The following is a 14824-nucleotide window of genomic DNA, read 5'->3' on the forward strand; positions in this document are numbered from 1 at the left end:
AGGCTGTCCCCGCGGCCAAAATCGCGGTAAAATGCAGCAGTTGACCTTATCGCACGCCATCAGGCCGCCGTACTCGCTATGAAAATGCGCAAACCGCGCCGTCCGCCCGGGCGGTGGATCTATTACATCCTGCATGAAGACATGCTGTGGCCCTGCCCGGTCAAATGGGAGTGGGAGAGCGGCTATAACGCCTGGCTGCCGTTTTACTATTCCCCCACGCTGGAGTTCGTCGCCGGCAACCCCGCCCGCGCCACCAAAGTCAGCAGCGGTCGGCGTTAAGCGGGCAGCGCGTGCTGCTCGCCTTGCCGCTCGGCATCCGCTCACCTAAGATCATTGCATCACCCACAGGTTTTCCGGGAGCTCCCATGTCTACTCTGTTTCGCACTTCTCTTTGCGGCGCGGTGGCGTTGCTGCTGCTGGCGGGCTGTCAGCAAACGGCGCATAAACCGACGCCGCCGCTGCAGGCGCAGTTGGATCACATCGCTTCGATGCTGGCCGGCGGGCACTTCCTGCGCGTGGACTGCGGGCGCAGCGATGTGCCGGACGATGTCAAATTGCAACGCACCGCGATGCGAGCGGCGCAGCATCGCGGCTGGGATACGCAGGCGGCAGGGTATCGGCAGCTGCCGGCACTCACCCAGGCGCGCTACCTGACTCTGCAGCAGGACAATCAGCTGCTGACGGACAAATGCACCACACTCAGCCGCAGCACCGCACGCTTTATCGCGGCGGCGCAGGCCGATCAGGAAGACTACATGGAGTAGCGCGACGGTGTGCCTTTCGGGCGCTCGTCGCGGGCGCCCAAAAATTCTTTGCAGGATAACGAGTTATCGCTCATCATTTGAAATGATGTTTCACTTTTATCCATCGAGCCCACCTTGAACCTGTATGCCGCCCTGCGTCAGCGCGTGGAAAATACGCCCTGGTACGCCAAACGGAAAAGCTACCGCGTGCTGTTCTGGCGCGAAATCACGCCGCTGGCGGTGCCCATTTTTCTGGAGAACGCCTGCGTTCTGTTGATGGGGGTGCTGAGCACCTTTCTGGTGAGCTGGCTCGGTAAAGAGGCGATGGCCGGGGTGGGGCTGGCGGACAGCTTCAACATGGTGATCATCGCCTTTTTCGCCGCGGTGGATCTCGGCACCACCGTGGTGGTGGCCTTCAGCCTCGGCAAGCGCGATCGTCGGCGCGCGCGCGCGGCGGCGCGTCAGTCCCTGGTCTTGATGACCGGCGTGGCGCTGCTGTTGGCGGCAGGCATCCATCTGGCGGGCGAACCGATCATCGATGTGATCGCCGGGGCGGCCTCGCCGGAGGTGAAGGCGCTGGCGCTCTCTTACCTGCAGACCACGGTGTGGAGCTACCCGGCGGCGGCGATTGCGCTGATTGGCAGCGGCGCATTGCGCGGCGCGGGCAACACCAAGATCCCGCTGCTGATCAACGGCGGCATGAATATCCTCAATATCATCATCAGCAGCATTCTGATTTACGGCATGCTCGGCTGGCACGGGCTGGGCTTCGTCGGCGCCGGGCTGGGGCTGACGATTTCCCGCTATATCGGTGCCATCGCCATTCTCTATGTGCTGGCGATCGGTTTTAACCCGGCGCTGCACATCACCCTGAAAAGCTATTTCACGCCGCTGAAGATGAGCATCCTGTGGGAAGTGCTGGGGATCGGCATTCCCGCCAGCGTCGAATCGGTGCTGTTCAACGGCGGCAAGCTGCTGACGCAGATGTTCGTCGCCGGCATGGGCACCAACGTGATCGCCGGCAACTTCATCGCTTTTTCTATCGCTTCGCTGATCAACTTGCCGGGCAACGCGCTGGGCTCTGCCTCGACCATCATCGTGGGGCGGCGGCTCGGCAAAGGCGAGATCGGCCAGGCGGAGCGGCAGCTGCGCCATATTTTCTGGCTGTCGACCCTCGGGCTGACCGCCATCGCCTGGGGCACGGCGCCGCTGGCCGGCGTCTTTGCCGCGTTCTATACCTCGCAGGATGACGTAAAAACGGTAGTGAAAACCCTCATCTGGCTCAACGCCGCCTTTATGCCGATCTGGGCCGCTTCCTGGGTGTTGCCCGCCGGGCTGAAAGGCGCGCGCGACGCCCGCTTCGCCATGTGGGTGACGATGCTGGGCATGTGGGGCTGCCGCGTGGTGGCCGGCTATGTGCTGGGCATTGAACTGGGCATGGGCGTGGTGGGCGTCTGGCTGGGGATGTTCCTCGATTGGGCGGTGCGCGGCGCTTTGTTTTACTGGCGCATGGTCAGCGGGCGCTGGCTGTGGAAATATCCGCGGGTCAGGCGCACGGACGCCGGATAGTCTCGTCCGTGCGAAGCCTGCCGGTAGCCTGGGGGACACCGGCAGGAAAAACGCGTTCAGAGGGAAGGGTACCAGCGCAACGACTTATTGACCGGCCCCGGCGTGACCAACACTTTGCCCCTGCCGGCCAGATTCAACAGCAGGTTGCGCGCCTGATAGATGGTGATGTCGTTAGACTCGGCCAGCTGGCGAGTGGTGGGCCACTCGCCGGGGGGCGGGGGGGCCGCACCGTTGGCCACAGGGCAGAGGCGGTGCAGCGTGGTTAATAAATGCTGCTGCAGGTTTTGTAATTCTTGTTGTTTTGGCGTGCGTTTTATCATGTCAGCCTCCCTTAAGCCTCAGCCGAGTTTTGATATAACGGTAAGCGTCTCCCGGACAATAATGCTCTGTTCCGGCAATACCCTTCTTGAACCGATCGCGAACGCCTGCCTGAACCCGATATTTCCGTTGCGATAATCCCGCGGCACTCACCGATCAGAAGGGGTAACGGGGTGGCTAAATGCTCAGCCTGCTGTATGTAATGGCTGTAATTCATATCTTTTCTCCATTATTTACTGCCCGGTGCCGGTTTTTACCGGACCGAATTGATAAGCCTCCCTTTCCTTTTCCGGATCATTATAACGCAAATAGAAAAAAGGCGATCAATAATGTCGCGTGATATATATTTTACGAGATAATTGACTGGCGTTGTTAATTTTACGATCTGTTGTTTCGCAAAAATATATTTGCCCTGTGGTTTTTGGGCTTATATCTCGTATTTATTGCTTTTGCCGGAAATGACTTTTCAAATTGTCGCGGTTTTTGTAACAATATTCGGGCCAAGACAAGCGAATAAGTTAAATCTTAGTGTAATTTTCATGATGGGTAGTAAATTTTGTGGAAATTTAAAGATTTGATTTTTTTCTTTCTCGTTAGCGTGAGTTTTGCTGAATACCTAAAATGGGTAATGATGAAATAAAATACGCGATTTAATTATCGTGAGGGTTTGCTTTGTCTGCGGATAATACCGTTTTCATTCTGGATTATATAAATAACTGTTAAAGGAACGGGAGCGATCCTGCGCTTTTTACATAAATTAAAGGAATAAGTGAATTATGAAACTGAACAAAATCATGCTGGCAGCGGCTCTGGCGTTTGGCGTTTCTTCTCTGGCGCATGCCGGCGATCAGGGGCATGGCAAAGTGACGTTTACCGGTTCCATTATTGATGCGCCTTGCTCCATTTCTCCTGAGACCGTGGACCAGACCGTGGATATGGGCCAGGTTTCCAACGTTGCGTTGAAAAATGGCGGCAAATCGGCGCCACGCCAGTTCGATATCAAACTGGAACAGTGCGACAACTCGACGTTGAAAACCGTCACGACCACCTTCGAAGGCGAAGCCTCTGCCGCCAACAAGGATCTGCTGGGCATCGTCGGCACCGCCAGCGGCGCCAGCATCGCCATCACCGACACCGCCAGCAATCCGATCAAGCTGGGCACCGCCACGGCTCCGCATAACCTGGGTGCCGGTACCAACACGCTGCGCTTTGCGGCTTACCTGCAGGGCGACGGCGCTTCCGCCAGCGTGGTTCCGGGTGATTTCACCGCCGTAGCCGACTTCAAGCTGGCTTACCAGTAAGCCTGCGCCATTGGCGTGACTTTTTGCATGCGGGGGTTCCCCGCATGCATTTTTCCAAGATGGAAGGGCAGTTGTCAGGAGGTTCAGTGCGCCGATTTATTCACCCTATAGTGTCTCCTTGCATATTGATGGCCACGCTGATGAGCCCGGCCGTGTCGGCGGCGCCCAGCTCTCAAGGCTGGGGGCGCGTAAATATGCAAGGAGCCATTATTGATACCGCTTGCGCGATCGCCGCCGGCAGCCGCGAACAGACTATCGATATGGCCGTAATGCCGACGGGAAATATGATGCGTGACGGTTTGGGCAATACACATGCCTTCACCATTGAATTAATCAACTGCACGCTTGAGCGCCCGAAGCCGAATTTACCGGACTGGCGGCAGTTTCAGGTGGTTTTCGACGGTGATGCCGAGGGCGATTTATTCGGCGTGCACGGCGAAGCGAAAGGCATCGCGCTGCAAATATCCGATGGCCTGGGGAATATTGCCGCGCCAGGTCGGCCGTTGCCGCTTGGCGATATAACGCCAGGCAGCATGTCGCTTAATTATTCCATAAAGCTGGTTGCCAATAATCAACCGATGCGTGCAGGGAATTATTTTTCCGCCGTGCGTTTTAAGCTGGATTATTACTGAGCGCTGCGATTGCGGCGAGCCGCAACGCCAGAATTATACGATATAAGGTTAGGGATATGATGTTGTCGCCTGCTGGGAAGCTATTTCGTTTTCAGGTGCTGGGGTTATGTATCACGCTGGCGCTGGGAAGTTCATCAACGTGGGTATATGCCGAAGACGGTATTCAGTTTAATGCCGACATTTTGGACGTGAACGATCGCAAAAATATCGACCTAAGCCAATTTTCCCGCAGTGGATACATTATGCCGGGAAGTTACAGCATGGTGGTTCATCTCAATAAAAGCGAGTTACCCGAGCAGAAAATCCCTTTTTATCCGCCGGACAACGAACCTGACGGCAGCCGCGCCTGCGTCGGCAAAGCGCTGGTCGATCAGCTGGGGCTGAAATCGGCGGCGATGCAAACGCTCACCTGGTGGCATCAGGGAGAGTGTCTGGATGAGTCCAGCCTGAAAGGGATGGTGTCGCGCGGCGATCTGGCGACGGGCGCGCTGTATTTAAGCGTGCCGCAGGCCTACCTGGAATACAGCTCGGAAGACTGGGATCCGCCGTCGCGTTGGGATGAAGGCATTCCGGGCCTGCTGTTCGATTACAACGTCAACGCCCAGAGCCGGCAGCAGCAGCAGGGCGGTACGCGGGGGTACAGCGTCAGCGGCAACGGCACCGCCGGCGCCAACCTCGGCGCCTGGCGCCTGCGCGCCGACTGGCAGGGGCAGGTGAACCATCAGACCGGCAGCGGGCAATCGACCGACAAACGGTTGGACTGGAGCCGTTACTACGCCTATCGGGCCGTTTCCGCGCTGCGCTCGCGCCTGACGTTGGGTGAGGATTATCTGGATTCGGGCATTTTCGACAGCTTCCGCTTCTCCGGCGTGAGCCTGGTGTCGGACGACAACATGCTGCCGCCTAACCTGCGCGGCTATGCGCCTGAGGTGGTCGGGGTCGCCAAGACCAACGCCAAGGTGACGATCAGCCAACAGGGGCGGGTGATCTATGAAACTCAGGTGGCGGCGGGGCCGTTTCGCATTCAGGACATCAACGACGCCATCAGCGGCGAACTGGACGTGCGGGTGGAGGAGCAGGATGGCAGCGTGCAGGCGTTCAAGGTCAACACCGCCAGTATTCCGTACCTGACGCGCCCCGGCTCGTGGCGCTTCAAGCTGGCCGCCGGCAAACCTTCGGACTGGCAGCACCATTCGCGCGGACCGCTGTTCGGCACCGGCGAGTTCTCCTGGGGCGTCAGCAACGGGTGGTCGCTGTATGGCGGGGCGCTGCTGGGCGGCGACTATAACGCGCTGTCGCTGGGGATAGGCCGCGATCTGATGATGTTCGGTGCGCTGTCGTTCGACGCCACCCAGTCGCGGGCGCGGTTGCCGCAGCGGGATGAGACGCTGAGCGGCGGCTCTTATCGCGTGAGTTATTCGAAAACCTTCGACGAGCTGGACAGTCAGGTCACCTTCGCAGGCTATCGCTTCTCGGAGGAGGACTTCATGAGCATGGGCGAATACCTCGATGCGCGCTATTACGGCAGCCGGGTCGGCAACAACAAGGAGATGTACACCATCACCTTCAACAAGCAGTTCCGCGACTGGGGGCTGAGCAGCTATCTCAACTACAGCCACCAGACCTATTGGGATCGTCCGTCCAACGATCGTTACAACCTGACGCTGTCGCGCTATTTCGATCTCGGCGAGATAAAAAACCTGAATCTGTCGCTGTCGGCCTACCGCAACCGCTACAACGAAACCAACGACGACGGCGTGTACCTGTCGCTGTCGATGCCGTGGGGCAACGGCGCCACGCTCAGCTACAACAGCACGGTGAACCGCAACGACAACACGAACCGGGTGGGGTACTACCAGCGAGTCGATGAGCACAACAACTATCAGCTGAGTGCCGGCAGCTCGCGCCGCGGCGCCAACCTGAGCGGCTACTACAACCACGAGGGCGATGCGGCGCGCCTGAGCGCCAACGCCAGCTATCAGGAAGGACGCTACAGCGCCGTGGGGCTGTCCGCGCAGGGCGGCATGACGCTGACGCCGGAAGGCGGCGCGTTGCACCGCGTCGGCATGATTGGCGGCACGCGCCTGCTGCTGGACACCAACGGCGTGGCCGGGGTGCCGGTGCGCGGCTACGGCAGCACCGTCAGCACCAACCGCTTCGGCAAGGCGGTGGTGGCGGACGTCAACAGCTACTACCGCAACAAGGCCAGCATCGATCTGGACAAGCTGGGCTACAACGCCGAAGCCACCCGCTCGGTGGTACAGGCCACCCTGACCGAAGGCGCGATCGGCTACCGTCAGTTTGACGTCATCGCCGGCGAGAAGGCAATGGCGATCGTCAAACTGGCGGACGGCAGCACGCCGCCGTTCGGCGCCACGGTGCTGAACGCCCGTAAACAAGAAACCGGCATCGTCAACGACGGCGGCAGCGTCTACCTGAGCGGCATCAACGCCGGCGAGATCATGACGCTTCACTGGAGCGGCGTGGCGCAGTGTCAGGTGCAGCTGCCTGCCACGCTGCCGGCCGACATGCTCACGCGTACGCTGCTGCTGCCTTGCCGGCCGATCGCCGCGGCGCCGGCGGAGCCGGTTGAATAAATTCATCATCCTGAATTTGGAGTTATCGACAACATGCAAACTTTTTCTCTGAAAACCGCGGCGGTGCTCGTGTTGCTGGGCGCCACGGTGTCGCAGCACGCGCAGGCGGCGATCGCGCTCGACCGCACCCGGGTGATCTTCGACGGCGGCCAGAACTCGGTCAGCCTCAATCTCAGTAACCAGAACAAACAGCTGCCGTACCTGGCGCAGGGCTGGCTGGAGGACGAGCAGGGCAACAAGATCCAGAGCCCGCTGGTGGTGTTGCCGCCGGTGCAGCGCATCGAGCCGGGCAAACCGAGCCAGATCAAGATCCAGGCGCTGCCGGCGGCCAAACAGCTGCCGCAGGACCGCGAGACGCTGTACTACTTCAACCTGCGCGAGATCCCGCCGAAGAGCAACAAGCCCAATACGCTGCAGATCGCGCTGCAGACGCGCATCAAGCTGTTCTACCGCCCGGCCGCTATCGTGCCGAGCCGTACCGACATGGCGACGCCGTGGCAGGAGCAGTTGACGCTGACACGGCAAGGAGAGCGCTACCAGGTCAATAACCCGACGCCGTACTACATCACCATCGTCGATGCGGGCAGCAAAAAGGGCGGCGAGGGCGTGAAGGGGTTTGAGCCTTTCATGATCGCGCCGAAAAGCCAGGCGAGCCTGACCGTCGGCGCAGCGGCGCTGGGCGGCAGCCCGGTGCTGACCTACATCAACGATTACGGCGGCCGGCCGCAGCTGAGCTTCAGCTGCAGCGGCACGAGCTGCAAAGTGGTGCCGGAGAAACGGACGGCTTCATAACCCGCGCTGTGAGCCATTCAGGGGTAAAGGATGAAACGAGAACGGAAAAAAATCGGCGCAGGCGCGTTGCTGCTGGCGCTCAGTCTGGGCGTGATAGCGATGCCGCCGGCGCAGGCTGACGAGGTGGACAACTGGCAGGTAGAGGGCGCCAATGGCGTGCTGCAGGTGTACGGCGCGCTGACGGAGAGCGCCTGCCGGTTGGAGATGACCAGCGCGCGGCAGGACATCTGGCTGGGTGAGACCGGCACCGCACGGTTGCGGCAGGTCGGCGATCGCGGGCAGCCGGTGGCGTTCGAACTGCGCTTGCAGGATTGTCTGCGCACCCCGGGCGGCCAGCGTGATGCGCGCACCGGCGCGTTGACCTGGGCGCCGAATCAGCCGGCGGTGACGGTCAGCTTCGGCTCGACGGCGGACAGCGACAACCCGCAGCTGGTGAAAGCGCAGGGTACCACCGGGCTGGGGCTGCGCCTGCTGGACGGCCGCGGCCGCGACGTTCGTCTGGGCAGCCGCGGGCAACCGCTGCTGTTGACGCCGGGGCAAGATGCATTGAGCTACAGCGTGACGCCGGAGCGAACCGCGGCGCCGCTGATGGCCGGCGCGTATCGGGCGACGGTGGATTTTAGGCTGAGTTATGACTGAGGCGAGGCGATGGCACAGAAGATAACGCGTTGCCGGGCAGCGTTCTGGTTGGCGGGGATGCTGGCGCTGGGCCAACTGCCGGCGCAGGCGACCACGGTGAACGTGCGGGTCACCGTGCTTTCGCCCCCCTGCATCATCAACGGCGGGCGCCCGATTGAGGTGGACTTTGGCGATGAGGTGATGACCACCCGCATCGACGGCGCCAATTATCGGCGGGCGGTGAATTACACGCTGACGTGCAGCGGGCAGAGCAGCAACGGGCTCAAGCTGCAGGTGCAGGGGGCGGCGAGCGGTTTCGACGGCCAGCTGCTGCGCACCAGCAAGGACGGGCTAGGTATTGCGCTGCTGAACGGCGGCCGCCGCTGGCCGGTCAATCAATGGCTGAGCTTTACCTATCCGGCCGCGCCGACGCTTGAGGCGGTGCCGGTGAAATCGGCTTCCGCCAGGCTGACGGCGGGCGAGTTCACCGCCGGCGCCACCATGAAGGTGGATTACCAGTAACGCGGGAGCGAGAGCATGAAACAACGTTTTACGGCGAGCGTGCTGCTGTGCGCCGCGATGGCGTGCCCTTTCGCCTGGGCGGAAAAAACGGTCGACATGCAGTTTCGCGGCACGCTGATCGCGCCGCCGCCCTGCACCCTTAACGACGACGGGATCATCGACGTGGACTTCGGCGATCGCGTCGGCATCAACAAGGTTGATGGCGTGAACTACCGACAAACCATCGGCTACCGCATTCGCTGCGAACCGGGGATCGGCAAATGGGACATGTTGCTGAGCCTGACCGGCACCGCCGCGACGTTCGACGAAGCGGCGGTGCAAACCAATCGGCGCGCTCTGGGGATCCGCATTTACCAGAACGCCCAACCGTTCAAAGTGGGCAGCGCACTGCCCGTCGATCCCGCCAAACCGCCGTTGCTGGAAGCGGTGCCGGTCGGCAAACCGGGCGAAGCTTTGACGGAAGGCGCATTCGAGGCCGCGGCGACGCTGCGGGCCGACTACCAATGAACAAGGAGGCGCGCGTGAAAACAATACAAGCCCGCCGCCGGCCAGGCGGCCACGGAGCCATCGGCCTGCTGTTGCTGACGCTGGGCGTGAACGGCGCGGCGCACGCGGTGGACAACCTGCGCATGCACGGAGCGCTGGTGGCGGAGCCTTGCGTCATCCAGCCGGGCGACGAAGACATCGAGCTGGATTTCGGCACGCTGGTCGACAAATACCTGTACCTGAACCAGCGCACGCAGGGGCAACCGTTCGAGCTGCGGCTGACGGAGTGCGATCTCAGCCTGGGCAAGACGGTCTCGATCACCTTCAAAGGCACGGAGAATGCGCAGCTGCCGGGGCTTCTGGCACTGGCGGCGAGCAGCCAGGCGCGCGGGATCGCCATCGGCATGGAGACGCCGCAGGGGCAGCCGTTACCGCTCAACAGCGCCGGCGGCAAGTACCCGTTGCAGAACGGCAGCACGGTTATCGGCGTACAGGCTTATGTGCGCGGCGAACCGGAAGCGATCGCGAAGCGAGCTATCGGTCGCGGCGCTTTCAGCGCCATTGCGACTTTCAGTCTGGATTACCAATGAGCGCCGGGCTCCGGCACCACAGAATAAGGATATGACGCGATGCAGCGTGTTCACTTCAGATGGATGTACTTACTGTTTGGCCTGCTGCCGGGGCTGTGCTCGGCGCAAATATACTCGTACGTGACCAAGAGCACCGGCTCCCCCAGCAACGCGTCCTATGAATTTGTGCTCGAAAGCTGGGATACGGACGATTCGTCGCCCAATCCCTGTTACCAGCAAAGTATGTGCGCGGTGGGGATCAACCACCGCCACACCAGTGCCAATACCGGCGGCAGTACGGCGGTGACACCGTCGACCTCTATCGTCGGCTCAGGGCGCTACCCACAGATCACCCAATTGAGGACGATGGGCGAACTCAGCCGCTTCTACCAAAACATCTATCCGTTGCCGATTGTCGGCGCGACTTCTCATGTGGGGGACGCTATCACTCAGGAGTGTGTCGGGCTGTTTTATACCACCAGTTCCTCTTCCGTTGTTCAGGGGGCCAGTGCGAGATTGATGCCGAGCAGCGTTTGCGGCATCGCGCCACCGCCGGTCGGGGTGTGCGGCATCGATGAGCAACAGCTCGATCTGAACCACGGGGTGTTGCCGGATACCGAACTGGTGGGCAACACGGCGCGTGGCAGCCTGCGCGTGGTTTGCTCGCAGAAGATGAACATCGTCATGTATATCCGTGTCGGCAGCAATGGCCGCCTGGATCTGGGGAACTCCGGCGTTTACAGCACGCTGCGCATCAATGGCGCTCTGGGCAACCTGGGTTACCAGTTCACTGCGGATACACGCGGCGTCACGGTGCCGATCACTTCCACGCTCGGCGTGACCGGAACGGTCAAGGCCGGCGATTACTCGGGGCAATCGGTCGCCATTCTGGCGTTGCCGTAGCCGCATTACCCCCGCCGCGCGCCGGCGCGATGCCGCGTTATGTCGTTGAGCCGCCCGCCATCGGGGGGATGGCTCACGCTCGGTGGCGGCCGGAAAGGATTATTTTAAAGGGAGCGTGCCGATGGAAAGCACCATCACTCTGGCGTTTATCGATAATGACCGTTTCTTTATTGAAGGATTGCAGCGGCTGCTGCTGGCGTATTTCTCGCGCTGCGGCATGCGGGTTCAGCTGCTGGACGCCGCACAGGCGCATCGGGCGGATATGGTGTTCCAGTCCGTGGAGCGAGACTGGCAGGCGCGTTTCTGCCTGCGTTCAGTGAGCGGCAGCCGACCGATCAACTTTGCGCTGCGTGAGCCGGGCGATATTCGCTGGCGCGATAAGCCGCGTTGCATCAGCGAAACGGGGGTGATCTTCCGCAATGACTCGCCGGACAGCGTAGTCAGACAGCTGGACCTGGCGCTGGCGGCGCGGGCGCAAAGCGGGGCAGCGCACCGCTGCCATTGGTGCGAACGGCAGCGCATTACCCGCCGCGAGCAGGACGTGATGCGCTATCTGGCCTGTGAATTGCCGCAGACCACCATTGCGCGCAACCTGCACCTGAGCGTGAAAACCGTCAGCAACCACAAACAGGCGGCGATGAGAAAACTGGGTTTCAAACGCAACGCGGATCTCTACCACTGGCTGCGAATGGGCGGGTTGAAAACCGTAGAGCGGCCGCGAGGGTGACGGCGCGGCTCAGGCGCCAGACCTACGCCTGAGCCGCTGCGGCGTCAATACAGCAGGGTCATCGCGCTGAAGAACAACAGCGTCAACGCGATGATGATGACGTTTTGCGTGGCTTTGCGCACCAGCTTACCGGCGCTCAGACGGCTGTCGATGACGTAGAGCAGCGGCACCATCAGTAGCACGTAGGCAAACATCAGCATGGCGGTAAAAGGCTGCACATTCATTCCGGCGGCTCCTGTGGGTCATCTTGGCCGATCAGGTGCACCAGCACGGCCTCTGTTTGATGGGGAAGCCCGACAAAGGGCGAATGGACGGGGTGAGCCGGCTCGAACGGCAGGCCGGCGCGCCGCGTCTTCACCGCCGCTTGCAGGATCTTCTTTTGGTGTCTTTGCGTGTGGTCGACCATGCGCCTCCGAATAGGGCCGCCCGCAGGCGGCCGACTGCCATATTGCCCATTAAGGTGGAGAAGGATTGCGGGCCACTGCCGGGGCCACGCACTCATAATATTGCGAATGATAATTATTATCAATAATGAAAATGAAAAAATTAAGGGTATTGCGGGCGGCGCATCAGGCGGGGCGTAAAAAGAAAAAGCACGCCTTGCGGCGTGCTTTGCAGGGTATTACCGGTGGCGGTTACTTCTGATCGGGCAGCGCGTAAGCGACCACATAGTCGCCCAGCTTGGTGCCGAAGGAACCGTGGCCGCCGGCGTAGATCAGGACGTACTGCTTACCGTTGACCTCATAGGTCATCGGCGTCGCCTGGCCGCCGGCCGGCAAGCGCGCTTCCCACAGTTTCTCACCGTTGGTCACGCTGAAGGCGCGCAGGTAGTTGTCTGCGGTGGCGCCGATGAAGAACACGTTACCGGCGGTGGTCACCGGGCCGCCCAGCATCGGCATGCCCATTTTGAACGGCAGTGGCAGCGGGGAGCTGTCGCGCACGGTGCCGATGCGTTTTTTCCACACGATGTCGTTGGTTTTCAGATCAACGGCGGAAATGTAACCCCAGGCCGGCTGTTTGCACGGCAGGCCGAACGGTGACAGGAACGGGTTCAGGGTAACGCCGAACGGCACGCCATACTGCGGCTGGATACCGGTTTCGGTACCGCTGCCGCCCTTGTCGCCTTCCGGCGGCTCAATCGGGTTGCCTGGGCCGCGTGGGATCAGTTTGGACACGAACGGCAGCGCGATTGGGTTGGCGATGGCGATTTCGCGATCGGTATCGACGGCCAGGCCGCCCCACTCGAACATGCCGAGGTTACCCGGGAACACCAGCGTGCCCTGCTCGGAAGGCGGGGTGAAGGTGCCTTCATAACGCAGGCTGTGGAACATCACGCGGCAGACCAGCTGGTCATAGATGGTCGCGCCCCACATGTCTGCACCGGTCAGTTTCTTCTCAGGACGGAAGGTCAGCTCGGAGAACGGCTGGGTCGGTGACAGGCGATCGCCTTTGGCCGGCCCCTGCGGTACCGGTTTCTCCGGCGCCGGCACCACCAGTTCGCCGTTGGTGCGGTTCAGCACGAAGATGTTGCCGGTTTTGGTCGGCACGTAGATGACCGGCACTTTTTTACCGCTCTTGTCGGTAATGTCCGCCAGGGTCGGCTGCGCCGGCACGTCCATGTCCCACAGGTCATGGTGAACCGTCTGATAGAACCAGACCAGCTTGCCGGTGGAGGCGTTCAGCGCCAACAGGCCGCTGGCGTAGCGCTCCATTTCCGGGGTGCGGTTGCCGCCCCAGATGTCCGGCGTGGCGACGCCCATCGGCAGATAGACGATATCCAGCTTGGCGTCATAGGCGGCCGGTGCCCAGGAGTTCGGCGAGTTCGGCACGAAGTGATGCTCGTCCGCCGGGATGGCGTTCGGATCTTTCGCGCCCGGATCGAAGGCCCACAGCAGCTTGCCGCTGTTGACGTCGAAGCCGCGGATCACGCCGGAAGGCTCACGGGTGGAGTAGTTGTCGGTCACGGCGCCGGCGACGACGATCACTTTATCGGTGATCACCGGCGGCGAAGTCGGCTCGTAGTGGCCCGGCGTCGCATACGGCATGTTGCTCTGCAGGTTTAGTTCGCCGTTGTTGGCGAAGTCCGGGCACGGTTTGCCGGTTTCGGCGTCCAGCGCGAACAGGCGGCCGTCGTTGACCGGCAGAATGATGCGGCGTGCGCACATCGCCGGTGCGGCGTTGCCGGCAGCGTCTGCGGCGGCAGCGGTTTCGTGGTAAGACACGCCACGGCAGGTGATGTGCTGGAAGGTCGGGTTGTACTTCAGCTGCGGATCAAACTTCCATTTTTCTTTACCGGTGGCGGCATCCAGCGCAAACAGCTTCTGGTGCGGCGTACACATGTAAAGGGTATCGCGGATCTTGATCGGCGTGACTTCGTTGGTGATTTCACCCGGATCGTTGGCGGTCTTCAGATCGCCGGTCTGGAAACGCCAAACCTCTTGCAGCTGGCCAACGTTTTTGTCGTTGATCTGGCTCAGCGGCGAGTAACGGGTGCCTTCCTGGGTGCGGCCATAGGCCGGCCAGTCGGCGCCGGTGGTGTCTTTAGGCTGTACCTGCGCGGCGTCGAGGGTGCCGTTGATCTCTTGCGGATCGTTGAACACGGCATAGGCCAGCGCAATGACGGTGATGACCAGCGCCGCGCTCAGCGCACCGTAGGCGAACTTGCCGTTGGCCACCAGCTTACGGTAGATAAACGGCAGTACCAGCCACAGGCCGAAGAAGAAGGTGACGTCCAGACGCGGCGTCAACGCCCAGAAGTCCGGGCCGACTTCCCACAAGGCCCAAACGGTGGTGCCCAACAGGAACACGGCATACAGCAGCAGCGCGGTGGCGCGGCGGCGGAACAGCAGCCAAGAGGTCGCCAGCAGCACCAGCCCGGCGATGATGTAATACAGCGAACCGCCCAACTTGGCCAGCCAAATGCCGCCGCCGAGCAGATAAAGCCCGCTCAGGGCGGCAAACAGCGCCGTTATGACGATAAGCGGCGATAGTGACGCTTTATTTTGCATAGCAATACCCTTACCAAAAATGAAAGTCCCCGATTTAGA

The 14824-nt window shown here is 61.2% G+C and carries 17 protein-coding genes; 13 read left to right on the plus strand and 4 right to left on the minus strand.

The window, feature by feature from the left end; all coding sequences use genetic code 11:
* The first annotated feature begins 78 nt into the window (after nt 1-78).
* The 3 genes from WCL58_RS09410 to WCL58_RS09420 all read left to right on the plus strand — a co-directional run bounded on the left by WCL58_RS09410 (nt 79) and on the right by WCL58_RS09420 (nt 2312).
* Nucleotides 79-279, plus strand: coding sequence for a hypothetical protein (locus WCL58_RS09410; RefSeq protein ID WP_016927170.1), 201 nt, complete (start codon nt 79-81; stop codon nt 277-279).
* An 86-nt stretch (nt 280-365) separates the two neighbouring features.
* Nucleotides 366-764 carry a type II secretion system pilot lipoprotein GspS gene (gene gspS / locus WCL58_RS09415; RefSeq protein WP_060420474.1) on the plus strand — a complete coding sequence of 133 codons (399 nt, stop codon included), beginning with the start codon at nt 366-368 and terminating at the stop codon, nt 762-764.
* 114 nt (nt 765-878) lie between these two features.
* Nucleotides 879-2312 (plus strand): EmmdR/YeeO family multidrug/toxin efflux MATE transporter, encoded by a 1434-nt coding sequence (locus WCL58_RS09420; RefSeq protein ID WP_060439618.1) that lies wholly within the window; start codon nt 879-881, stop codon nt 2310-2312.
* 56 nt (nt 2313-2368) lie between these two features.
* Here WCL58_RS09420 and WCL58_RS09425 read toward each other — a convergent pair whose 3' ends face one another.
* Nucleotides 2369-2632 (minus strand): FaeA/PapI family transcriptional regulator, encoded by a 264-nt coding sequence (locus tag WCL58_RS09425; RefSeq protein ID WP_060420478.1) that lies wholly within the window; start codon nt 2630-2632, stop codon nt 2369-2371.
* 774 nt (nt 2633-3406) lie between these two features.
* Here WCL58_RS09425 and WCL58_RS09430 point away from each other — a divergent pair.
* The 10 genes from WCL58_RS09430 to WCL58_RS09475 all read left to right on the plus strand — a co-directional run bounded on the left by WCL58_RS09430 (nt 3407) and on the right by WCL58_RS09475 (nt 11777).
* Nucleotides 3407-3931: a fimbrial protein gene (locus WCL58_RS09430; RefSeq protein ID WP_336850976.1), complete on the plus strand. Its 525-nt coding sequence runs from the start codon at nt 3407-3409 to the stop codon at nt 3929-3931.
* Between the two features lie 128 nt (nt 3932-4059).
* Nucleotides 4060-4563 carry a fimbrial protein gene (locus tag WCL58_RS09435; protein ID WP_100396941.1) on the plus strand — a complete coding sequence of 168 codons (504 nt, stop codon included), beginning with the start codon at nt 4060-4062 and terminating at the stop codon, nt 4561-4563.
* Nucleotides 4564-4619: 56 nt separating this feature from the next.
* A complete protein-coding gene (locus tag WCL58_RS09440) occupies nt 4620-7160 on the plus strand; it encodes an outer membrane usher protein (protein WP_336850977.1) in 2541 nt (846 codons plus the stop codon).
* Nucleotides 7161-7193: 33 nt separating this feature from the next.
* On the plus strand, nt 7194-7952 hold the full coding sequence (locus tag WCL58_RS09445; protein ID WP_060420489.1) for a fimbria/pilus periplasmic chaperone: 759 nt from the start codon (nt 7194-7196) through the stop codon (nt 7950-7952).
* A gap of 30 nt (nt 7953-7982) precedes the next feature.
* On the plus strand, nt 7983-8591 hold the full coding sequence (locus WCL58_RS09450) for a fimbrial protein (protein ID WP_060420492.1): 609 nt from the start codon (nt 7983-7985) through the stop codon (nt 8589-8591).
* 9 nt (nt 8592-8600) lie between these two features.
* Nucleotides 8601-9092, plus strand: a complete 492-nt coding sequence (locus WCL58_RS09455) for a fimbrial protein (protein ID WP_060420495.1) — start codon at nt 8601-8603, stop codon at nt 9090-9092.
* 15 nt (nt 9093-9107) lie between these two features.
* Nucleotides 9108-9599: a fimbrial protein gene (locus WCL58_RS09460; protein WP_060420498.1), complete on the plus strand. Its 492-nt coding sequence runs from the start codon at nt 9108-9110 to the stop codon at nt 9597-9599.
* Between the two features lie 14 nt (nt 9600-9613).
* The gene (locus WCL58_RS09465; protein ID WP_370592990.1) at nt 9614-10168 is read left to right on the plus strand and encodes a fimbrial protein; all 555 of its coding nucleotides are present in this window, start codon (nt 9614-9616) and stop codon (nt 10166-10168) included.
* Nucleotides 10169-10207: 39 nt separating this feature from the next.
* Complete coding sequence (locus WCL58_RS09470; protein WP_060439626.1) at nt 10208-11050, plus strand: MrpH family fimbial adhesin; 843 nt, start codon at nt 10208-10210, stop codon at nt 11048-11050.
* Between the two features lie 121 nt (nt 11051-11171).
* Nucleotides 11172-11777 (plus strand): helix-turn-helix transcriptional regulator, encoded by a 606-nt coding sequence (locus WCL58_RS09475; RefSeq protein ID WP_084827590.1) that lies wholly within the window; start codon nt 11172-11174, stop codon nt 11775-11777.
* A gap of 44 nt (nt 11778-11821) precedes the next feature.
* On the opposite strand, the gene WCL58_RS09480 is transcribed toward WCL58_RS09475, so the two are convergent.
* The 3 genes from WCL58_RS09480 to WCL58_RS09490 form a co-directional block, all read right to left on the minus strand.
* Entirely contained in the window at nt 11822-12001 is a 180-nt protein-coding gene (locus WCL58_RS09480; RefSeq protein ID WP_038872213.1) for a hypothetical protein, read from the minus strand.
* The gene (locus WCL58_RS09485) at nt 11998-12183 is read right to left on the minus strand and encodes a hypothetical protein (protein WP_060420507.1); all 186 of its coding nucleotides are present in this window, start codon (nt 12181-12183) and stop codon (nt 11998-12000) included. Before WCL58_RS09485 ends, WCL58_RS09480 begins: the two co-directional genes overlap by 4 nt.
* Nucleotides 12184-12412: 229 nt before the next feature.
* Nucleotides 12413-14785 carry a glucose/quinate/shikimate family membrane-bound PQQ-dependent dehydrogenase gene (locus tag WCL58_RS09490; protein ID WP_336850978.1) on the minus strand — a complete coding sequence of 791 codons (2373 nt, stop codon included), beginning with the start codon at nt 14783-14785 and terminating at the stop codon, nt 12413-12415.
* Nucleotides 14786-14824: the final 39 nt, after the last annotated feature.

Origin of the sequence: Serratia sp. TMDUHS_CL, from assembly GCF_037137105.1 — a bacterium.
In the GTDB taxonomy this organism is placed as follows: Bacteria; Pseudomonadota; Gammaproteobacteria; order Enterobacterales; family Enterobacteriaceae; genus Serratia; species Serratia nevei.